The organism is Microcoleus sp. B3-A4 (assembly GCF_036705385.1).
Classification (GTDB): Bacteria; Cyanobacteriota; Cyanobacteriia; order Cyanobacteriales; family Microcoleaceae; genus Microcoleus.
Map to the genome: position 1 here is coordinate 23,829 of NZ_JAUBUI010000054.1, position 21,447 is coordinate 45,275.

Consider the following 21,447-nt stretch of genomic DNA (forward strand, 5'->3'; position numbering starts at 1 on the left):
GCTAAAGGAAAACTTTTTTCCTTCTACCTTCTTTCTTTCTCCCGTGGGGGAGGGCTGTTTCATTCTCCCGAAACCCGCCAGGGGCTGAAGTCCCTGTCTCATAGCTGAAGTCGTCTGAAGACGACTGAAAGAGTGATTTATAGTCCTATTTTAGAGGACTTTAGCTTTGAGGCAGGGGTTGAAACCCCTGCCGGACTGTCGGACTCAGGGTAAAGAGGGTGGAAAGTTGACAGCAAGGAATTTTTCCTTACTTCCTACTGTCTCGGCTGGACTGGCTGACTGCGCTGTAACAGTTGGCGCGCGTCGGGACTGATGCTGTTTTGGTAGCCAAAGTTCGATCGATCGCTATCATCCAAAATCTGCGGTGTCAGCAATACAATCAACTCCGCCCGCTGGTTAGCCTTATTGGTACTCCTGAACAGCGAACCGATTATCGGCAAATCTCCCAAAATCGGAATCTTGTTCGCTATAGTCCGTTCTTCGTCGCGGATAATCCCCGAAACAATCAAAGTCTGACCGTCCCGCAGGCGAATTAGCCCCGATTGCAACGATCGCTCGCCCAGCAAAACGATACGATTGATGTTCTGACCAGTGGAAAGGTCTTGAGTGCTGCCGGGTGTCCTGATAATCGGGTTCACCCGCAGAGAGACAAAGCCATTATCGTCAATCCGGTCGATCGCCACCCCTAACTGCAAACCGGCCCTGTCTTTGACTGCCGTTGTTGTTGTGGTACTTGTATTTCCGGTGCTCTGCGTTTGCTGTGTGATGTTAGTAATCACCTCATCAGTAATATTCACATTCGCCGTTTCCCCTTCTTGAACCACTAGAGTCGGATCTGTCAGGATTTTGCCATTGTTGCTGACAATACTTGCCTGCAACGTAGACAGGAACCTCCTGGGATACTGGAACAGCGGGAATAAGGCGAAAGTTGCATCTCCCGCAGTTGGTGGCGTTCCTGGGTCGTAATCGCTAATTCCAACTCGCGTGGGGTCAGTGGTAATTGGGGAGATCGGCCGGAGGAACACACCTTTGCGGCCGTTCGCTGTCAACGGTACGGTAAATCGGCCGTTCGGATCGAAGAAAGACTCCTGGTCTCCAAACGGAAGCCCGACGATCGGCCGATTAGTTATGCCGTTGACAGCAGTGTCTCTAGCGGGCGGATTGATGCCACCAAAATTGAGACTTGCCGCCCCCTCGTCATTGACAAAGAAACTGTTATTAATTCCGAAAGAGAAACTGCTGCTGGTGTTGTTGTTTCCCGCCAAGTTGATATCGATCACCTTGACGTTGACAGCGACTTGACGGCGACGCAAATCTAGCTGTGTCAAGAAAGCCACAGCCATGTCAACTTTGCGCGGGTCTCCCACCAAAGTGATGGAATTGAGTCGAGAATCCGCCAGCACCGACAGTCCCCTCAGCAAGAGCGGCCCCGTGCCTTCCCTAGCGCCGATCGCCTTAATGTCCGGTTCCCTAATTTCTACATCCCGCGCCGCATTTCCCTGACCCACGCTTTGAATCGTCACCCGAGTAATCGGCAGTTGAGTTTCCGCGCCTTGAGCACTCAAAAAGTTAGCTGCATCCGTAGAGCGAACTTGATTGAGCCGCAGAGTCCGAATGATAATATTGCGCGAGTCGATCGGCAAGCTAGTCCCTACAAAAATCGTCCGCCCCTGGCGGTTAGCTTGCAGCCCGCTGAGCCGCAGCACGTAATTAAAGACATCTTGCACCGACTCATTTTCGATGTCCAAAGAAATCTTCGGCCCTTCATCTGAACCGGAGGCTCCCGGCTGACCAGGCACTGCGGGCTGGCCAGGTTGAGCAGGGGCCCCCCCACCTGTAAAAGCAATGTTCAAGCCCGCAGCGCGAGCCAGCAGAGCCAAAACGTCCCGGACTGGGGCATCCCGCAGCACCAAGCGGGGGATGCGTTCTCCCGAACTCAGTTCAATATTTCCCGCGCCTGGGGCGATGTTAGACACCGCGATATCTCCCAAGGGCGGAGCAACTGCCCGCGGCTGGAAAGGCGCAGCCTGATTTGTCTGGGATTGTATTTCGCTGGGGAGGGGGGGGCGATCGTTTCTGGTAACACTAACTTCGGGATTTGGCAGCAGCACGCCTGGGTTTTGCGAGGTGCGGACTTGGGGAGCCGGCGGGGGGGCTGTTTGGCTCAGTGGCAGTCCCGGAGGCGGCGGGGGTAAAGTTTGGGCAGACTGTACTGTACCACCCTGTCCGGCTACATTGAGGACGATGCTTTGGCCTTGTCCCGGCACAATTTGTCCGTTGGGAACTCCGTTGGTGCCGGCTACCACAACGCGGATGCTGTTAGCCTCTACCTGGCTGATTTCTACTGAAGAAATTCCCGGAGCGGGGTTATCTTGACGGAAGCTGTTGCCTTGTGGCAAGCGGAGCTGGGTGTTGATAATTGTGGCTTGGTAAGTATTGCCGTTATTGATGGCGAAAACTTGCGGGCGATCGCCCTTTTCTGTCGCCAGCACAATATTTACGCCATTATTGCCTTGACTTACTTGCACTCCTGTGACTTGAGTGGGCGCTGCCCAGACGGGGGCTTGGGCGATCGCAACTCCTGCCACGCTGCATAAGAGTCCTCCACTTAACCGTAGATGCTGTTTCACGTTCTCTCCTCCACTACACTTTGTTATTTGTTGTTCGCAGTCTTTTGTCGGTAGCTGCTAAACTGACTAAAATATTCTCGATTCGAGCCTTTTTAAACGAAGAAGTTATGCCCTTTTCGATTTTAGATTTTCGATTGGGAATAACAGATGACATAGGGGTTAGAAGCTATCCTACAGCAATCCTCGCATCATTTGTGTATTTTTTACTCCCTCCCCTTTGTAAGGGGAGGGTTGGGGTGGGGTAAAAAAATTACGACTTTTGCAAGGATTGCTATAGAGTTCCATTACTTTTGGAAACTGGTATTAGAAGAAATTAGATTTTAGGGCCAATTTTTGATTGCCATCTAAAAAATATTTTTCTGGCCTTCATACTTTTTTGACTTCTACCTTCAATCTTCCCATTTCAACCTTCTGCCTTCTTGTGAAAGAGCCATTGGGAATAGCTAATATCTATCCGCCCAACTACAGCTACTTAGCACCAGGACTCGGAGCCGGAGTTGGCGGTTTTTCTTCTTGTTTTAACGGCAGCAGCGCGTGCAAGTCAAAAGCCGTTTTAATTTTAGTGGGTGGCTGTTCCACAGGAACTATTTTCCCTTTCAAAAAATCCACTTCAATTGGCTGATTTGATGCTAGCAATTCCGATCTCAAATTCCTAACTACCAACAGCGACTGCATCAACTCTAAGTTACGCATAAAATTGCGGGTTTGAGCGAAAGTGCCTTCAAACTCTACCTTGAATTTTTTGCGTCTGAGCTTGCCAGCCAGGGATGGTCCGAAGGAGGTATCCGCCAGAATATCAGGGTCTGGAGCTCCGGGCGCGGCGGTTGCTGCTGCTGGGGGCATATCCGGCTCAAATTTGGTAATTTTAGCCTTGAGGTCATCTCCTTGCACGCCGGCGTTGATTCTATTAACCAGTTGGGTCATGTCAAGCAAAAGCGTGTTGGCGCTGGCGTCGCTGGCAAACATTGCCGTCACGTTTGCCCGACGCTGTTTTGCTTCTTCTTGCTTTGCTTCTGCTTCTGCCTTTTTTTGAATTTGAGTTTGCAATTGCCGTTGCGTTTGCTCGCTTTCGCTAAGTTTTTGCTTGAATTCGCCGATTTTTTGGACTTCGGGAAGTACGAACTGGTAGCCAATGCCACCGGCAATGACGAGGCCGAGAACCGCGATGCCGATTGCTTGGACTTGGGGTGTCAGCTTAATGCCGAATATTTCCTGAGCCCCTGTCTCTTCTGCTTGTGCGCCGCTGGGAATAAACTGATTTGCTGTCATTGTTTTTTCACCTCTGGTTTTTGTGGTTCTAGCACTCCTTTTTCTTGAAGTGTTTCTATCCGTATTGCTAGCCCGTCTGCTTGCTTGCTGCGGAGCTCGGGGAGCAACTCGGAGGCCCCCGTCGGGCTGAGCGTCGTTTCAATTTTATATTCCACCACCGGTCGCAGTTTGGGAAGTTCTGGTGGTGCTGCGTTTTGGTTGCGTACTTGTAATTGGGCGGGGTTGTTCTTTAATGTGGCCGCTACCAGTTTGGTATCGGTGTTGAGGAAGAAAGGAGAGCGCTGGATTAGCAGCATAAAGTCGTTAACTTGGGCAAAGGTACTGGCTATCCCTGAAATTTGTACTTTTGCTGCCTGCTGCGGGACGACGGGGGGGAGAGCTGCTGCCGGGGGGGGGCTGGCTGGGGACGGACTCGCCCCTGGGGACGGGCTGGCTGCGGGGGTGGCTGCGGGGGGAGGGGGTGCTGCTGCAACGGGGGAGGGACTCGGGTCGATTTGCTCGATTTTGCCAATTTGCACTCCCGCCGGAGTGCGGGCACTTAGGTCTTGCAGCATGGCCGACCAAGGTTTAATTTGGTCGAATACTCCGGCTAATGCTTTGTATTCGGCGGTAACTTGGTCGGTTTCGGCATTGATGGCTTTGATGACGTTGGCTTGAGTGTTTAACGTTGCCAGTTCTTGGTCGATGGCTTCTTGTTTTGTGGTCAAGTTTTTATTTTCGTTAATCGCCCACCACCCGACGCCCAGGACGGCGGCGTTGACCCCGAAGGCAAACAGCACCGCCCCATATATGGGCAGTTGGTCTTTGGCTCCACCGGAACTTTTTTTAGCTGGGCTTTTGGTTGCAACGGGTTTGTAGTCCGGACGGTCGTTGAGAAAATTAATATCTAGGCTGTACATGGCTTCACTCGATTTTATAGCAGAAGGAAGAAGGTAGAAGGCACAAGGTAAAAGGTAGAAGGCACGAGGTAGAAGGTAGAAGGAAAAAGTTATCTACCGCTTATGTTTCAGCAATTAAGAAGGTCCTAACAGTCTTGGCTGTTGCTATAGATTTAAATTTGAAATTTTAGATTTTAGACAGAACCCAAGATTGCTGGTACAAGTGAAGGATTTATTTAGGGAGAAAGAAACAACTTTCTGCCTTCTACTGAAGGAAGGGGCTGCTTCTACCTCAGATATATTCTACCTTTTACCTTCTACCTCCAATATTCTACCTTCTGCTTTCTGCCTTCTTCTTTTGGAAGGGGTTTTCACCTAAAATTCTCAAATCGGTTTTTCTCTCATCTAAAACTGTTAGGTCACATAACCTCCCTTAGTCCTAAACCTAGGGCAACTCCTAAACCTGCTCGCTGTTCTGGGGTAATTTCTTGGGTGATTTCGAGTCCTAGGGTTTCGATGGGATCGACTTGAGATGCCGGCAAGCTTAATCTTTGCATAAAAAATTCGTCTAGTTTGCCGATCGCAGCTCCCGGGCCTGCTAGCAGCAGTTGCGCTACTTCGAGTTCTTCGCTCTGGTTGAGGTAAAAGTCTACTGAGCGGCGAAGTTCGTCTGCTAGTTCTCCCAATACTTTTATCATCGCATTTGTGCCGGGATTGGCGTCTCCCGATGCCCCCATTGTATCTGTGACTGGCAGGGTCATGCCTTGCAGTTCGCTGGTGTCTCTGGTTGGCGGCAGGTTCATGGCTTGGTTGAGGGCGGTCTGGATTTGGTAGGTGCCGATCGGGATGGTACGGTTGAACTGAGGTATGCCGTCCACTACTATAGCTAACTCGGTGCTGTCAAATTCTATGGCGGTGAGAACTGCTGCTTCTTGGGAGGAAAATTGTTGCAGTTGGTCTTTGAGGGTGCGGATTAGGGCAAAGCTGGTTACTTCTAGTACGTCTATAATCAGTCCGGCTTCTTTGAAGGTTTCGATGTATGTGTCGGTAACTTCTCTGCGGGTGGCTACTAACACGACTTGCACTTTTTCTACTCCGTCGTCATCTACAAAAAGGCCTATTTTTTGATAGTCTACGTCGGCGTCTTCTCTGGGAAACGGCAAGTACAGTCCTGCTTCTGCGTTCATGTAATCCCGCAGTTCTTCTTCGTTGAGCTCTGCGGGAACAGGGATTAAGCGGATGACCGCTTCGCGGCCGGGAATGGCTGTGGCTACTCGCTTGGCTTTGATTTTGTTTTCGGCGAGGACGGCTTTTATTAGTTCTGCCATTCCCGGCGGATCGACTATTTGTCCTTCTTGTATATAGTCTTCTGGAACTTCTATTGAGGCTAGGATGCCTAATTTTAATGCCTGAGCTTTCTTTTCGAGCTGAATGATGTTGATGCGGTCTGGGGCTATTTCGATCCCGATTCCTGGCTGGCGTTGGGAAAGTAGACCTTTGAAAAAGTTAACCATGTGATTGGGTCGTCGGTAATTGCTATTTTTTTCTTTTGTAGTTGGCCAGCCTGATTCAGCGCGCCCGGTGTTGGAGGGTTGGTTTCCCACTGCCGAAAGAGTGCTGTAATCTCGGTATCCCGCCGTAGCTCCGCAGCTCCGTCTGTGTTGCGCGATCGCTAGTTCCGATTTTATGCTATCCAATTTACTTGACAATAGCTATTCTGCTACGAATGTCAATAAATTCCAGCTCGATCGACCGAAAACCTGCCGATTCTGCACAAAAACAGACTATCTCGCTCCTGGGCCCAGGTACAAAACTCTGTTACTGACTCGATCGCGCTTGATTCGGGCGATCGCTTTTTTGTCTAACGGTTCCCATAACTCTCAAATTTTATTCTATGAAACGTAAATCTTGGCAACTGTTTGCTGTTTTTGGGCTAGTGGGGCTGCTGCTGGCGGCGGTGGTGAGTTGCAGCAAGCCGGCTGTTAATTCCCAGGCAAATAATACGCAGGCAATCGAGTTCTGGACTATGCAGCTTCAACCTCAGTTTACTGAGTATTTCAACAAGACGATCGCCGGTTTTGAAGCGGAAAATCCGGGGGTGAAGGTGCGTTGGGTGGACGTTCCTTGGTCGGCGATGGAAAGCAAGATTTTGGGGGCTGTTTCGGCGAAAACTGCGCCGGATGTGGTGAACCTAAACCCCGATTTTGCTTCGCTGTTGGCGGGACGCAATGCTTGGCTGGATTTGGATTCTCGCATTCCGCAGCAAGTTCGATCGCTCTATCTCCCGAATATCTGGAAAGCTAGTATGCTCGACGGCAAGAGTTTTGGCATTCCTTGGTATCTCACGACTGGGGTGACAATTTACAATACGGAGTTGTTAAAGAAGGCTGGAATTGCTAAGCCTCCGGCTACTTATGCCGAGTTGGCAACAGTTGCCAAGCAGGTGAAGGAAAAGACTGGTAAGTTTGCTTTTTTTGTGACTTTTGTGCCGGAAGATTCGGCGGAAGTTTTGCAATCTTTCGTGCAGATGGGTGTGCCTTTGGTTGACGCTAAAGGCAAGGCGGCTTTCAATACTGCTAAGGGCAAAGCTGTTTTTCAGTATTGGGTAGATTTGTACAAGGGCGGACTTTTGCCGCAGGATGTTTTGGTGCAGGGACATCGCAGGGCGATCGAGCTTTATCAAGCTGGGGAAACTACTTTTTTAGCTTCGGGCCCTCAGTTTTTGAAAGCGATTGCTGAGAATGCTCCGAGTATTGGTGCTGTTTCGGCTGCTGCGCCTCAAATTACGGGGGAAACAGGCAAGAAGACTGTGGCGGTGATGAATTTGGTTGTGCCCCGCGACAGCAAGCGTCCTGATGATGCTGTTAAGTTTGCTTTGTACGTGACTAATTCTCAAAATCAGTTGGCTTTTGCTAAGGCTGCTAATGTTTTGCCTTCTACGGTTGAGGCTTTGCAGGACGATTATTTTAAGACAGTTTCTGCTGATGCTCCTGCAGCCGATCGAGCTCGGGTTGTTAGTGCTTCTGGGTTGAGTTCCGCCGAGCTATTGATTCCGCCTTTGAAAGATGTTAAGAAGTTGCAAAAGGCGATTTATGACAATTTGCAGGCGGCAATGTTGGATGAGAAGTCGGTAGACCAAGCTGTTGCTGATGCGGCTAAGGCTTGGGATCAAAGGTAGTTTTTTATTGAAGCTGGGGCGGGATTTTTTTTGATCTCGCCCCTTGCTTTTTTGGGCTACTTGACGTATTATTAAAGAATGGGAATCTGTGTCGCCATATATAAGAGCATATATAAACTTTTAAGTTATTAAATGATTAAATTACCGCCTCTTCACAACGCGGAGTGGGAGGAGAACTCTGGATAAGTCAATCTCGACTATTTTAGAGGTAAATGTTTGTTGATAAGAACGCTCGCTCATCCCAGAAACCGGGTTTATTTATCCCGTGCGATCGCCTTTCTCAATTCAGCTTGATTGATAATTGGTAGGAATATAGCCTGAATTCCTCAAATATTCAGAAATTTGACTCGTGTTAAAATCAAAGCTCAGATCGGAATAGGATAAAATTCTTATGCCAGCGATGACACTCAAAGATTTAAACCAAGTTCAAACCCTTTTTTCCGAAGCGGGTTTAGATTACAAAATAGAACTAGAAGACGGGAGACTTTTAGTTATGGGGCCATCAGACATCGTATCCAGTGAAATCAGCAGTATTTTGATTCGCTTGCTGGGTAACTGGGTTTATCCCCGTCGCTTGGGGAGAGTCTTTGACTCCGCAGGCGGTTTCATTATGCCGGATACGAATGTGAAAGCGCCGGATGTTTCTTTTGTGCGCGCCGCCCGCTTGCGCCAAAGTCCGCGTTATTTTGGAGAACTTGTCCCGGATTTGGTTGTTGAGATTAAATCTTTGAGCGATCGCATTAAGCTTATAGAAACCAAGGTTTTGAAGTTTATAGAATTGGGTGCGATCGTCGGAATTATGATCGATCCTGATGAAGAAACAGTGACTATTTATCGCTCTACAGGTGAACCGACTATTTTAGGAAATGGCGATATCTTAACAGTAGCAGAACTTTTTCCCGGTTGGGAATTGCCCGTTTCGGAATTGTGGCCTCCTATCTTTACTGAGGAAGAAACACAATTCTGATGCGTTTAAGCTTGGGATTGTTGTTGTTGCAGAAAATAGCCGACGAGATAAAGGGAACCGCAAAGGATTGTTAGGTTGTCGCCTGTAACAGCAGCGTCTAAGGCCGTTGTTAAGTCGGGGAAGGTTTGACAGAGAGTTAATTCGGGGCAGATAATTTGAGCGAGGGTGGCTAATTCTGCGGGGGATGATGAGTTTTGATCTGGTACCGGTACTAGGTAAAGCCGATCGCCCTTTTTGAGTAATGCTTTCAAAATATCGTCGCAGTCTTTAGTCGCAAGAATGCCGATTACCCAGTTAATCGGTGACGGGTGATTGTTCAGGCGATCGACATATTCACGCAGGGCGATAGCTGCGGCGGGGTTGTGCGCGCCGTCAATTAATATGTTGCGGTTTTTCCAAGTTGTCTGCTGGAGTCTTCCGGGCCATTGGGTTTTGGCGATACCGTTTTCGATCGCGGTTGGGGAAATTTGCCATCCTTGGTTTTGGAGAGTTTGCAAAGTTGCGATCGCAATTGCTGAATTCATTAGTTGAATTTTTCCCAGCAGCGGCAATTTATATTTTATTTTAACCGCATTTGGATTTAACTGATATTCTGCGAATCCTTGTCCTAAATCTATTGCTGGTTTTACCCAAGTTGCCGGACAGTCTAATTCTTGAATGCGTTTTTCTACTACTATTCTAGGTGATTCTGGCAATTCTCCGATCACTGCCGGACATTTTGCTTTAAGAATTCCCGCTTTTTCCCCAGCAATATCTGCGACGGTGGGGCCGAGTATTTGCCAGTGTTCAAGACTGATAGAAGTAATGACGCTAGCGAGAGGTGTTTCGCAAACGTTAGTCGCGTCTAATCTACCTCCTAATCCAGTTTCTATGACTGCGATGTCGGTTTTTTGTTCGGCGAAATACAGCCAAGCTGCTGCGGTGATTATTTCAAATTGAGTGGGAGTTTCGGTGTTGTTTTCTGTGGCGGCGACAACTCGTTCTAGACACTGTTGCAATTCTGTTGAGGAAATCGGTTTTTGGTTGATGCAAATTCTTTCTGTCCAATCGATTAGGTGCGGGGATGTGTAGCGCCCAACTCGATAGCCTGCTTCTGTTAGTACGGAAGAGAGATAAGCGCAAACGGAACCTTTACCATTTGTGCCGGCAACGTGGATAATGGGTACTTGTTTGTGAGGGTTGTCTAGTTTTTGGAGAAGTTGGTGAATTCTTTCTAAGCCGAGATGGACGCCGAAATGTTGGTAAGATTGAAGGATGGATTCTGCACTCATTGAGGATTATTGGATTTTTTAACGAACCGCGAAGGCGCGAAGGGCGCGAAGGAAGAGAGGAGGTAGATGTCGATTGGTATGAATATTATTTCTCTGTTTTCGGGTTGTGGCGGGTTAGATTTTGGTTTTCGCTTAGCTGGCTTTAATCCGGTTTGGGCGAATGAATATGATAAGTCTATTTGGGATACGTATAATTTCAATCATCCTGAAACTATTTTAGATCGCAGAGATATCAGAACAATCAAATCTGATGAAATTCCCAACTGTATTGGGATAATCGGCGGCCCTCCTTGTCAAAGTTGGAGTGCGGCCGGCGCTAAACGCGGGATTGATGACAGTAGGGGTCAACTTTTCTGGGAGTATATCAGAATTGTGCGCGACAAGCAGCCTTTGTTCTTTTTAGCTGAGAATGTTAGCGGAATCTTAGCTCCCAGAAACAAGGATGCTTTCACTTATATATTATCGCAGTTTGAGGACATCGGATATCGGATTTCGTACAAGTTGTTGAATGCTAGAAATTTTGGTGTTCCGCAAGATAGGCAAAGGGTGATTGTTGTTGGTTATCGTGAAAATCTGGGTTTTGGTTTTGAGTTTCCCGAACCTGGAACCGATGTTTTGACGCTGAAAGATGCGATTTTTGATTTGCAGACCGCGCCAATGTCAGTTAAGGCTAAATTAGATAATTATCACGATTCTGTCCCAAATCACGAATGTGCAGATTTGGGGTTTTCCAGCCTTTATATGTCGCGGAATCGAGTTAGAAGTTGGTCTGAACCTTCGTTTACAATTCAGGCAAGCGGCCGACACGCACCTCTCCATCCTCAAGCTAGTAAAATGATTTTGGTTGGCAAAGATAAGCGCATTTTTGACCCCAATTCGCCTCTGCCTTACCGTCGGCTTTCTGTGCGAGAGTGCGCGAGAGTTCAGACTTTCCCGGATGAGTTTATTTTTAAGTACAAGTATATTGCTGATGGATACAAAATGGTCGGCAATGCTGTTCCTGTGAATTTAGCAAGAGTTTTGGCAAGTAAGATTTTTGAGGATATTGTCTTAGGGCATAGGGCATAGGGCATTGGGCATAGTCATTGGTGTCAACTTAAGGCGACAACCTGCCAGTCCGATAGGGAATGAATTCCACGGGGCTTGCGAAAGTCCTCGCTATGAGGACTAATCTCAAATCCGTTAACATCAGAATTATTCATCTCTCTGTTCTCTTCCTCTGTGTCCTCTGTGCCCTCAGTGGTTTCATCATTCCGAATTATCTGTCATTGAAACTTGCTTAACTCGCCAAGATTGTGCTGAATCGCATTTGTCCCGCGAATATGAGACAAGGGAGAACCGCCGTACAAAAAGCTGTTCAAACTAACTTGATAATTTTGCTGAACTGCTAAATCTAGCCACAAATTGTTAATCGCATCTCCGGGCTTGTAGTCGGGAATGTTGTGCTGATAGTAAGGAAAACTGTCTATACAAGTATTGAAAAAGTTCTTGCGCCCGCAATGTTTTAAATACTGATATCGCGGTTTGAATTCTGTTGGATTTTCCAATACTGTATATATAGTATCTGCGAGAGATTCTGGGTCAAATTTGGCGTAAAGACCCGCACCTTCGGGGAAAACTGGCGAGTTTCCTCTGGCGTATTGGTTGAATTCTTCAAAACAAATTACTGGTACGTTGCAACTCATGGCTTCGGTAATTCCCCGGTTTTTTCCTTCTAGGAGGGAACCGAGGACGAATGCTTGGGCTCGCGAATAATATGTGGGGATTTCGCTGTAGTAGTCAACTCTCGGCACTAAGTTAATGTAGTCGGAGGGATCGGTTAAAATTGTCTCGACTTCTTGCCATTCTTTTAATGCGTACTGGTCGAGAGTTTTCAGGTTGCTAGCATCAAATTCGTGGCCGGTGACTACTGTTAATTTTATTGGTTTTTGCGGATATTTTTGGCGGTAAACTTTTAAGGCTTTGGCAATAATTGGCAAATTTTTTTCTTCGGAAATTCGGGCGACGGCGAGGAGGTCGATGTCTTTTGCGGGGACGTTGCGCGGGGAAATTAAGTATTCGTTGATGAAGTCGGTGTCTTGTAGGGGTATGATTGGTTTGTGGGCGCGATCGACATAAGTTTCGCGAAACCACTTATCTCGCTGCGGGTTTTTGTATAAACTGGAGTAGGCGTCAGCTATGGGGGCCCAGGAGTAGGAGATTCCGGGCGAATAGGCGAAGGATAAAAATACTGAGGAAAGTTGGGGAAATAGTTTGTTGATGAGTTCGACTGCTTCGCTGAAATAAATTCCTTTGATGAAACGCCCTTCGTAAAACAGCGGGGGAAGCAAGACGTAGAAACTGACGGTATCGAAGCGGTGGGGTTGGTCTTCAAATATCTCCCAGGTAAAGGCGTCTAAGTCTGCATAAATTTCGGCGATTGGTTTGTTGATGTGGGGGTTTCGTAAATATGGCTTTTGTCGATCGTAGTTTCCGCGCACCATATAATTCTGAGTGTGAGTATCTAGCTTTTTTTATTTAACCGCAGAGGGCGCAGAGGGCGCAGAGAAGAAGAGAGATATTCACAAGTCATCCACGGGTTGTTCTAGTGATTCATTGTCGCCAATTGTGAGGGCGAGTTGGTATATTTGACGGCGGGGGAGGGATGTTTGTTGGGCTAGCTGGCGGCTGGCTTGGGAACGACTTATGCCTTCGGCAATTAATGTTTGCAATTCTGCTTTGATGGCGTCTTCGGAAAATATTGGTGCGGCTGTTTGGATACCGGCAATTACGAGGGTAAATTCTCCCTGGGGTTCGCGATTGGTGTAAAGCTCGATCGCACTTTCTATAATACCACGCCAAAACTCTTCGTGCATTTTAGTTAACTCTCTCGCCAGCACAATCTGTCGGTCGCTTCCCAAACTATTTGCTAAATCTTGTAAAGTTTGCCGCAATCGATGGGGAGATTCGTATAATATTATAGTGCGGGATTCTATTTGCAAAGCTTCTAAACTCTGTTGGCGTTCTTGACCTTTCACGGGTAAGAAACCTTCAAATACAAATCTCTCTGTGGGTAATCCTGATGCAGTTATCCCAACTATGCAGGCGGTCGGGCCGGGAATCGGAATAATGTTAATATTAGCATCGGCGCAAGCTTTGACTAACTCGGAACCGGGGTCAGAAATTCCCGGCATTCCGGCATCGGTGACGATGGCGATATCTTTGCCTAAATGCAGTTTGTCTAGGAGTTCGGGAAGTCGCTGGTGTTGGTTGTGTTCGTGATAGCTGATTTGGGGAGTTTTGATTTGAAAATGGTGCAAGAGTTTGCCTGTATGGCGGGTATCTTCTGCGGCGATAAAGTCTACTGTTTGCAAGATTCGGATGGCGCGGAAGGTCATGTCTTCGAGGTTGCCGATCGGGGTTCCTACGATGTAAAGTGTTCCTGTAGTGGGATTTGTTTGCATTTTAAGATTGGGATTTTTTAACCGCAGATAAAGCACGGGCGGGACGCCCATGCCACACATTTAAGAAGATATGAAAACGGGATTGTTTTTAGGATTAGCGACTTTAGATTTAGTTTATTTGACCGAGAAGCCTCCGGGTGAAAATCAGAAAGTTGTTGCTTCTGATTGTACCATTGCAGCAGGCGGGCCGGCGGCAAATGCTGCGGTCACTTTTAGCTATTTGGGGAATGAGGCGGTATGGGCTGGGGTTTTGGGCACTCACGCGATCGCCCAATTAATTCGTTCAGACTTAGCGGAGTATAATGTCAGGATAATTGATTTGGAGCCCGGGCGATCGCACTCGCCGCCAGTTTCCTCGATTATTGTAACTGAAGCAACGGGCGAGCGATCGGTAATTTCCATCAATGCTACGAAATCGCAAGTTGACAGTCAAACAATTAACCAGGATATTTTAACATCCGTTAATATTGTACTGGTTGACGGACATCAAATCGCAGCCAGCAAAGAAATTGCTCAACTTGCCAAGTCAAAAAACATTCCCAGTGTCCTCGACGGTGGCAGTTGGAAACCCGGATTAGAAGAAATCTTACCTTTTATTGAATGGGCGGTATGTTCGGATAACTTTCATCCGCCAGACTGCGACAATTCAGAACAAGTCTTTGCTTACCTCTCAGCAGCCGGAATTTCCCATATTGCCATCACTCGCGGCGACAAATCAATTTTATACCTTAGCAATGGCATTTACGGCACTATAGAAGTACCTCAAATTCAAGCCACAGACACTTTAGGCGCTGGCGACATCTTTCACGGGGCTTTCTGTCACTACATTTTGCAAAATAACTTTACCGATACTCTCACTGCAGCGGCTAAAATTGCTTCCCATTCCTGCAAAAGCTTCGGAACCCGCGCCTGGATGAATAAGGGTTAATTTTTACTTAAAATTAACCAAACTCTCCGGTTAAAACCGCTTTAACCTAGAAAAATTGAACTGGCAACACTTGTTCAGTTAAAATCCTGACAGCAACCTTGACAAAATTTGTGAACTTCCCTCTTCTCTTTCTTCGCGCCCTTAGCGCCTTCGCGGTTCGTTAACAAAATTGCTATATTAGTAAGACAAGTTAAAGTCACACAAAACACTCCCAAAACAAGATACCCGAATCATGTCTGACACCCAACCCCTAACTATCACCCTTCCCCCTTTGCGGATTACCCTAACAGAACAACAGCAAGTTAACCTAGAATGGCTGACACAAAACTTGCCCAATCTACTCACTCCAAGCAAACAAGAACTTCCCGACAATATGAAACAGTGGGTGGCGGCTAACAAATTATTAAATCAACCCGATGCAGAAATCATTCAAGCACTAATAAATACCGGCATAGATGCGGAAACAGCCACCGCAGAAGTTAGGGAAATATCATCTCATCCCTACTTTCAAGCAGGTAGTCAGTACGTGCAGTTATTGCAGAAATTAGAATCGCATCTCAGGATTAGCAATCAATTAGCTGCATTGTCTTCCAAGTTTGGCACAATCGAACGCAAAAGCAGCCTTTCTAGAGAGTATTTTCTCGAAAATTACTACGCAAAAAATACTCCAGTAATTATTACCAATATTATGCACAACTGGAAAGCGTTGCAGTTGTGGACGCCGGAGTATTTGCAGCAAAAATATGGCGATGCAGAGGTGCAAATTCAAGCTAACCGCAATTCCGACCCGAATTACGAAATTAAGATAGAAAATCACAAAAAAGTTGTTTTGTTCCGCAAATATGTAGAGATGGTGGTCAAGGGCGGGCCTAGCAACGACTACTACATGGTTGCTAACAACAAAACTCTAGAAAGAGAGGAATTTAAATCCCTATTCGACGACATTGAAATTTTCCCAGAATACCTAAATCCAACGGACACAAAAGGCAGAGTTTTCTTTTGGTTCGGCCCGAAAGGCACGATTACACCGCTGCACCATGACCCAGTTAATTTAATTTTAGCTCAAGTGTCTGGGCGCAAACTAATTAAATTGATTTCTCCGCAACAAACACCTCTGCTTTACAATCACGTCGGAGTTTTCAGCAAGGTTGACGGCGAAAATCCCGATTATGACAAATACCCGCTTTACAGAGATGCGAAAATTATTGAAGTAATTTTGGAACCGGGAGAAGCTATTTTTATTCCGGTCGGTTGGTGGCACCATGTAAAATCATTGGAGGTTAGTATTTCGGTTTCGTTTACTAATTTTGTGTTTCCCAATTATTATGAATGGAAATATCCTCATATTAATTGGTAATTGCTAATGTATTTTTCCCAGGGGCGGGCACAGGGACACCGCCCCTATAGAAATCTGCGTTAATCGGCGTTCATCTGCGGTTCACAAAAAAGAAATTCATGAAAACTCTCGAAGAAATCAGCGAAATTGCCCGATCGATCGCCTGGAGTGCATCAGATATCCTACAATCCTATTATCGGCAGGATTCCAACACTCCTAACCTCGACATTCAAGAGAAAAAAGATGGCCCCGTCACCGCCGCCGATGTCGCTGTCAATTCTTACATTCTCGACGAATTGCAGTCGGCTTTAGGGAATGCAGAATTTGGCTATCTCAGCGAAGAAACTTACAAATCTTATTTAGAAACTTATGGTAAAGTTCCCTTACCTCAAAGTTGGGTTTGGATTATTGACCCTTTGGATGGAACGCGAGATTTTATTGACAGGACAGGTGAATTTGCCGTTCACATTGCTTTAGCATTCGAGGGAAGACCAGTATTGGCAGTTGTGGCTTGGCCCCAACAGCAAAAGATTTATTACGCGGTGCAAAATGCTGGCGCTTTTATGGAAAGTGGGGACGGTTCTGCGGTAAAGTTGCAAGTTTCGGCGCGAAATCTAGTGGCAGATTTATCTATAGTAACCAGCCGCAGTCACCGGGGCGATCGCTTTAATCAATTGTTACAAAAACTGCCTTGTCAAAATCAACTAGCTGTCGGCAGTATCGGCTGTAAAATTGCGACAATTGTCGAACAAAAGGCTGATGTTTATATTGCGCTTTCGGGAAAGTCTGCACCGAAAGATTGGGATTTAGCGGCGCCGGAATTAATTTTGACTGAAGCGGGCGGTCAATTTACTCGTTTTGACGGTTCTACTTTGCAATATAACCGGGGAGATGTGAGTCAGTGGGGGGGATTGTTGGCGAGTAACGGTTGCTGTCACGCTGCTTTGTGCGGGCAAGCCGAGCAGATTTTAGCGGGGATAGATGGGGGTTTGAAGTAATCAAAAGTTTAGTAGGGTGCGTTAGAATACCGTATTTTCTGCACGACTAATTGCTGACGCACCCTAAAGTATTTATCAAAATTGCTGAGTTTTAAATTTCTGTACAATTGCACTTACGTTTCACAAACATTTGTGGTAAACTAATCTCACATTCGTTACCGTAATAATACTTAAGTATTTTTCACAGTTTTATCAAAATTTTAATTAACTAGGTATTTTTTAAGAAAAATTTACATATTTTCTGTAAAAAAACTGTTATGGTTACGACAAAAGATGAGGACTCACCGAGTTTTTACGGATAAAGGGTGTGTCTGTATAAATAAAAATTGATAGATATTTTCGGACGCCTGTCACGAAATAGCGGAATTTTTGTATTTTTTTGAAACCCCAGTCAGGTGGATTATGCCCAATTTAAATATTCCAGTTTCAGTAAGGTCGATCGCCTTTATCGACACTCAAGTAGAAAATTATCAAAGTTTGATGGCCGGGGTAAAACCGGGTACGGAAGTAGTCGTTTTGGAGGGGAACCGGGATGCGATCGACCAAATTACTCAAATTTTAGCTCTTCGCAGCACTATTGACAGCATTCACATAGTTTCTCACGGTGCTCCGGGCAGCTTGCAATTGGGCGAGGGTAGCTTGAGTTTAGATGATATAGAGTGCGATCGGGATGATCTACAGCAATGGTTTTCGCCACAAACCGACTCAAGGAGCAAAAATCGACCGAATATCCTGCTGTACGGGTGCTCAGTAGCAGCAGGCGAGACAGGTAAAGCATTTGTCAAACGGTTGAGTGAGTTAACCGGGGCGTCGGTTGCAGCTTCCAAAAACCTCACCGGAAGTGTAGCAAAGGGCGGGGACTGGGAACTGGAAGTCAGAACCGGGAAAATTGAAATGCCGCTGGTATTTGAAGCCGAAGTGTTAGCGGGTTATGAGTACGTTTTGAATAGTTTTGGTGCTGCGACTAATTTTGGGGCGGCGTCAAGTCCCGGAGGTGTTAATGTAGGGGATTTCAACGCTGATACCTTACCCGACTTGGTAGTGAGCCAGAATGACGGCATTTCAATTTTGTTAGGGAATGGCACAGGGGGTTTTGGCACGGCTACCAACTTTGCCGTAGGTTCATGGCCCTCTCGCTTCATTTCGGGGCTGTTTAACAATGACAATTTTCCCGACTTAGTAGGAGTAAATAGTAATAGTAATACGATCTCTATTCTGTTAGGAAATGGCCCGGGCGGCTTTGGTGCATCTAGCAATTTTATTGTGGGTAACACTCCACTTTCAATAGGTGTCGGGAATTTTAATGCTGACAATTTCCTAGATTTAGCAGTAGTAAACGCTGACCCTGTAAATTCTTTTGGTAGCGTCTCAATATTGTTGGGAACGGGTACAGGAAGCTTTGGCACTGCCACTAATTTCAATGTTGGTAATGTTCCGGGTGACGTTGTTGTAGGTGACTTTAATGCTGACAGTTTCTCCGACTTAGCGGTTAGCAACAGCGGCAACGGCGGCAGTGTCTCAATTCTCTTAGGAAATGGTACGGGCGGATTTGGTGCCGCTACTGATTATTTTGGGGCTGGGCCAACTCCACAGTCGATCGCAACTGGGGACTTTAACGGAGACAATTTCCTCGACTTAGCCACAGCTAACGGCGGTTCTAACAGTGTGTCAATTCTATTGGGAAATGGCACTGGCGGCTTTGGCCCGGCTACTACTGTTAACGCAGGGGCAGGGCTTAACGGCATTGTGGTGAATGACTTTAGCGGAGACGGCATACTTGACTTAGCAGTAACAGGAACCAGCGGCGCTGCAATTTTAGTAGGCAACGGCAATGGCGGTTTTAGTGCACCTATTAGTTTGCCTGCGGGGACAAGCCCAACGTCCATTATTGTCGGTAACTTTAATGCTGACACTCTCCCGGATTTGGCAGTTACGAACAGCGGTTCAGATAACGTCTCTGTTTTGCTAAATACACCCAATACGGTATCCTTCGTTCCTCCCCAAATAGGCAACACTTACAACGTCACTGAAGGCACGACCGACACAATAATTGATGTCCCAGTTACGATCAGCGGTGGCACTCCCTTAAGTGATGTAACTGTACCAATTGTCATCGACCCCACTAGCACAGCTACTCAAGATGCAGACTACACTCTTTCAACTACATCCCTTACTTTCTCTGCCGGCACTACTACTCTCACCCAGAATATTGCAGTAACTATTAAAGCTGACAATATCGTTGACAGTAACGAACAGTTAGTTCTCAATTTGGGTGCGATTACAGGCGGTGTTGCCGGCGGTACGAGTCAAGTGACACTGGCAATATTGGATAGGAATAGTTCTTACTCAATTGTCGCAGACAATCCCACCGTTACCGAAGGAAATTCCGGCGCTACTCCTGCCACATTTACTATTACTCGCAGCGGCAGCACGGAACTTGGGAGTACAGTAGATTATGCCATTACCGGCACTGCGACAAACGGCACTGATTACAACAATATCGGCGGCACTTCTGGGGCAACTGCTGCCACTGGTAAAATCAGTTTTGCTGCGGGTGAAACATCCAAAATTATTACTTTGGATGTGTTGGGAGATGGCAATATAGAACCGGATGAAACTGTTGCTGTTACTTTATCAAATTCAGTTTCACCGGGTGGCGCACCGACTATTGCGACGGCTACCGCTACCACCACTATTACTAATGATGATACTGCCGGCATCACAGTCAGTCCAAAGGGAATATCAACAACCGAAGCTGGCGGAAAGGCAGAGTTTACTGTCAAATTAAACGCTGCACCAACTGCTGACGTTACCATCGGTTTGAGGAGTGACAATCTTGCCGAAGGAACAGTTTCCACTAATAGCTTAACTTTCACTCCCGTTAACTACAATGAACCGCAAACAATAACAGTGACTGGCGTTGACGATTTGGTAGCTGATGGCCCTCAAGCTTACAAAATTGTCACGGCTGCTGCTGTCAGTACCGATTCTAATTACAATAACGTCGCTCCTGATGATGTCGAAGTCACCAACAGTGACGATGAAACTCCGGGAATTACGGTGAATCCAACGGCGGGATTAACTACTGGTGAAGATGGCACTAAGGCTAACTTTACTGTGGTTCTGAATACTCAGCCGACTGCTGAGGTGACTATCGGTTTGACCAGTGACAATGTTGCCGAGGGAACTGTTTCGACTAATAGCTTAACTTTCACTCCGGCTAACTGGAATACACCGCAGTCGGTGACAGTAACAGGGGTTAACGATAGCATTGCTGACGGCGATACTGCCTACAAAATTGTCACGGCGACTACTGTTAGTACAGATCCGAATTACAGCAACAAAGATGTAACGGATGTTAGCTTCAGCAATAAAGACGATGATACCGCTAGTATTTCTATTACTCCGACGAGTACAACTGCGACAGAAGGCGGTGCGAATGGCAGTTATGCGCTCAAATTAACGTCGGAGCCGATCGCTCCTGTTACCATTAACTTTAATGCCCCAAGTGAAATAAATGCGATCGCGCCTGTTATCTTTGACAGCACGAATTGGAATATTGCTAAAACAGTCACAGTCACCGCTACCGACGATAGCAAAGCCGAAGGCACGCACAGTGGGACGATCGCTCACACTGTTACCAGTACAGACACTAAGTATAGCGGTCAGACCATTCAGGATGTAAATGTAGCTATTACCGACAACGACCCAGTAGGTGTCAGCATTTCTCCCACGCAAACAACTGCTACAGAAGGCGGCGCGGATGGCAGTTATACAGTCAAACTCAACAGCCAGCCGATCGCTCCTGTTACCATTAACTTTAATGCCGGAAGTGAAATAAATGCGATCGCGCCTGTTATCTTTGACAGCACTAACTGGAATGTTGCCCAAACTGTCACAGTCACCGCTACCGACGATAGCAAAGCCGAAGGCACGCACAGCGGCACGATCGCTCACACTTCTGCCAGTACCGATACCAAGTATAACAACCTGACGCTTTCTCCTGTGACTGCCACGATTGCTGACAACGATCCCGCAGGTGTGACTATTTCACCAACGAGTACAACTGCTACCGAAGGTGGTGCGAATGGCAGTTACAGCGTTCAACTAACTTCTGTGCCGAGTGCGCCAGTGACGATTAGTTTCGGCAATGGCAATCAAATTAATGCGATCGCTGATGTTACTTTTGACTCTACTAACTGGAATGTGGCGAAACCAGTGACTGTAACGGCGAAAGACGATGCGGTTGTTGAAGGAAATCATACAGGCAGTATTTCTCATACGGCCCAGAGTGCTGATAGTAAGTATAGTGCGATCGCGATTCCGGGCGTGACAGTGGCGATCGCTGATAACAATTTAGCGCCAGAACCAGGCGGTGGTGGCACTGTAGAAGAACCAGGCGGTGGTGGCACTGTAGAAGAACCAGGCGGTGGTGGCACTGTAGAAGAACCAGGCGGTGGTGGCACTGTAGAAGAACCAGGCGGTGGTGGCACTGTAGAAGAACCAGGCGGTGGTGGCACTGTAGAAGAACCAGGCGGTGGTGGCACTG

At 46.9% G+C, this 21,447-nt stretch carries 15 protein-coding genes; 8 read left to right on the forward strand and 7 right to left on the reverse strand.

Features of this window, described 5'->3' with window-relative positions; genetic code table 11:
- Nucleotides 1-254 precede the first annotated feature (254 nt).
- The 4 genes from QUB33_RS19935 to pilM form a co-directional block, all read right to left on the reverse strand.
- Nucleotides 255-2,630 (reverse strand): AMIN domain-containing protein, encoded by a 2,376-nt coding sequence (locus QUB33_RS19935; RefSeq protein WP_333353086.1) that lies wholly within the window; start codon nt 2,628-2,630, stop codon nt 255-257.
- 468 nt (nt 2,631-3,098) lie between these two features.
- The gene (locus QUB33_RS19940) at nt 3,099-3,899 is read right to left on the reverse strand and encodes a pilus assembly protein PilO (RefSeq protein ID WP_333353089.1); all 801 of its coding nucleotides are present in this window, start codon (nt 3,897-3,899) and stop codon (nt 3,099-3,101) included.
- Nucleotides 3,896-4,798 (reverse strand): PilN domain-containing protein, encoded by a 903-nt coding sequence (locus tag QUB33_RS19945; protein WP_333353092.1) that lies wholly within the window; start codon nt 4,796-4,798, stop codon nt 3,896-3,898. Before QUB33_RS19945 ends, QUB33_RS19940 begins: the two co-directional genes overlap by 4 nt.
- A 398-nt stretch (nt 4,799-5,196) precedes the next feature.
- Nucleotides 5,197-6,291, reverse strand: coding sequence for a type IV pilus assembly protein PilM (gene pilM / locus QUB33_RS19950; RefSeq protein WP_333353131.1), 1,095 nt, complete (start codon nt 6,289-6,291; stop codon nt 5,197-5,199).
- A 172-nt stretch (nt 6,292-6,463) separates the two neighbouring features.
- Here pilM and QUB33_RS19955 point away from each other — a divergent pair, with 172 nt between their 5' ends.
- From QUB33_RS19955 to QUB33_RS19965, 3 genes are all read left to right on the forward strand, one after another.
- Entirely contained in the window at nt 6,464-6,682 is a 219-nt protein-coding gene (locus tag QUB33_RS19955; RefSeq protein ID WP_333353097.1) for a hypothetical protein, read from the forward strand.
- Nucleotides 6,672-7,955: a sugar ABC transporter substrate-binding protein gene (locus tag QUB33_RS19960; RefSeq protein WP_333353100.1), complete on the forward strand. Its 1,284-nt coding sequence runs from the start codon at nt 6,672-6,674 to the stop codon at nt 7,953-7,955. Before QUB33_RS19955 ends, QUB33_RS19960 begins: the two co-directional genes overlap by 11 nt.
- Nucleotides 7,956-8,346: 391 nt before the next feature.
- Nucleotides 8,347-8,922 carry a Uma2 family endonuclease gene (locus QUB33_RS19965; protein ID WP_333353104.1) on the forward strand — a complete coding sequence of 192 codons (576 nt, stop codon included), beginning with the start codon at nt 8,347-8,349 and terminating at the stop codon, nt 8,920-8,922.
- A 5-nt stretch (nt 8,923-8,927) separates the two neighbouring features.
- Here the strand turns inward: QUB33_RS19965 and QUB33_RS19970 are convergent, their stop codons facing one another.
- Complete coding sequence (locus tag QUB33_RS19970; protein ID WP_333353107.1) at nt 8,928-10,193, reverse strand: folylpolyglutamate synthase/dihydrofolate synthase family protein; 1,266 nt, start codon at nt 10,191-10,193, stop codon at nt 8,928-8,930.
- A 78-nt stretch (nt 10,194-10,271) separates the two neighbouring features.
- On the opposite strand from QUB33_RS19970, the gene QUB33_RS19975 reads away from it, so the two are divergent.
- Nucleotides 10,272-11,261 carry a DNA cytosine methyltransferase gene (locus tag QUB33_RS19975; RefSeq protein ID WP_333353110.1) on the forward strand — a complete coding sequence of 330 codons (990 nt, stop codon included), beginning with the start codon at nt 10,272-10,274 and terminating at the stop codon, nt 11,259-11,261.
- Between the two features lie 197 nt (nt 11,262-11,458).
- On the opposite strand, the gene QUB33_RS19980 is transcribed toward QUB33_RS19975, so the two are convergent.
- Together QUB33_RS19980 and rsmI are read right to left on the reverse strand one after the other, a co-directional pair.
- Entirely contained in the window at nt 11,459-12,676 is a 1,218-nt protein-coding gene (locus QUB33_RS19980) for a glycosyltransferase (protein ID WP_333353112.1), read from the reverse strand.
- 78 nt (nt 12,677-12,754) lie between these two features.
- Nucleotides 12,755-13,636 carry a 16S rRNA (cytidine(1402)-2'-O)-methyltransferase gene (rsmI, locus tag QUB33_RS19985; protein WP_333353115.1) on the reverse strand — a complete coding sequence of 294 codons (882 nt, stop codon included), beginning with the start codon at nt 13,634-13,636 and terminating at the stop codon, nt 12,755-12,757.
- Between the two features lie 70 nt (nt 13,637-13,706).
- Here rsmI and QUB33_RS19990 point away from each other — a divergent pair, with 70 nt between their 5' ends.
- The 4 genes from QUB33_RS19990 to QUB33_RS20005 form a co-directional block, all read left to right on the forward strand.
- Nucleotides 13,707-14,564: a PfkB family carbohydrate kinase gene (locus QUB33_RS19990; protein ID WP_333353118.1), complete on the forward strand. Its 858-nt coding sequence runs from the start codon at nt 13,707-13,709 to the stop codon at nt 14,562-14,564.
- A 232-nt stretch (nt 14,565-14,796) separates the two neighbouring features.
- Nucleotides 14,797-15,921, forward strand: coding sequence for a cupin-like domain-containing protein (locus QUB33_RS19995; RefSeq protein ID WP_333353121.1), 1,125 nt, complete (start codon nt 14,797-14,799; stop codon nt 15,919-15,921).
- A 98-nt stretch (nt 15,922-16,019) separates the two neighbouring features.
- On the forward strand, nt 16,020-16,898 hold the full coding sequence (locus QUB33_RS20000; protein ID WP_333353124.1) for an inositol monophosphatase family protein: 879 nt from the start codon (nt 16,020-16,022) through the stop codon (nt 16,896-16,898).
- A 402-nt stretch (nt 16,899-17,300) separates the two neighbouring features.
- On the forward strand, nt 17,301-21,447 hold a 4,147-nt coding region (locus QUB33_RS20005; RefSeq protein ID WP_333353127.1), incomplete at its 3' end, for a DUF4347 domain-containing protein.

Coding starts and splice junctions, on each gene's coding strand:
- QUB33_RS19960 (WP_333353100.1), top strand. CDS start 6,672: ATGAAACGTAAATCTTGGCAACTGTTTGCTGTTTTTGGGCTAGTGGGG.
- QUB33_RS19990 (WP_333353118.1), top strand. CDS start 13,707: ATGAAAACGGGATTGTTTTTAGGATTAGCGACTTTAGATTTAGTTTAT.
- rsmI (WP_333353115.1), bottom strand. CDS start 13,636: ATGCAAACAAATCCCACTACAGGAACACTTTACATCGTAGGAACCCCG.
- QUB33_RS19965 (WP_333353104.1), top strand. CDS start 8,347: ATGCCAGCGATGACACTCAAAGATTTAAACCAAGTTCAAACCCTTTTT.
- QUB33_RS19945 (WP_333353092.1), bottom strand. CDS start 4,798: ATGTACAGCCTAGATATTAATTTTCTCAACGACCGTCCGGACTACAAA.
- QUB33_RS19975 (WP_333353110.1), top strand. CDS start 10,272: ATGAATATTATTTCTCTGTTTTCGGGTTGTGGCGGGTTAGATTTTGGT.
- pilM (WP_333353131.1), bottom strand. CDS start 6,291: ATGGTTAACTTTTTCAAAGGTCTACTTTCCCAACGCCAGCCAGGAATC.
- QUB33_RS19940 (WP_333353089.1), bottom strand. CDS start 3,899: ATGACAGCAAATCAGTTTATTCCCAGCGGCGCACAAGCAGAAGAGACA.
- QUB33_RS19970 (WP_333353107.1), bottom strand. CDS start 10,193: ATGAGTGCAGAATCCATCCTTCAATCTTACCAACATTTCGGCGTCCAT.
- QUB33_RS19995 (WP_333353121.1), top strand. CDS start 14,797: ATGTCTGACACCCAACCCCTAACTATCACCCTTCCCCCTTTGCGGATT.
- QUB33_RS19955 (WP_333353097.1), top strand. CDS start 6,464: ATGCTATCCAATTTACTTGACAATAGCTATTCTGCTACGAATGTCAAT.
- QUB33_RS19980 (WP_333353112.1), bottom strand. CDS start 12,676: ATGGTGCGCGGAAACTACGATCGACAAAAGCCATATTTACGAAACCCC.
- QUB33_RS20000 (WP_333353124.1), top strand. CDS start 16,020: ATGAAAACTCTCGAAGAAATCAGCGAAATTGCCCGATCGATCGCCTGG.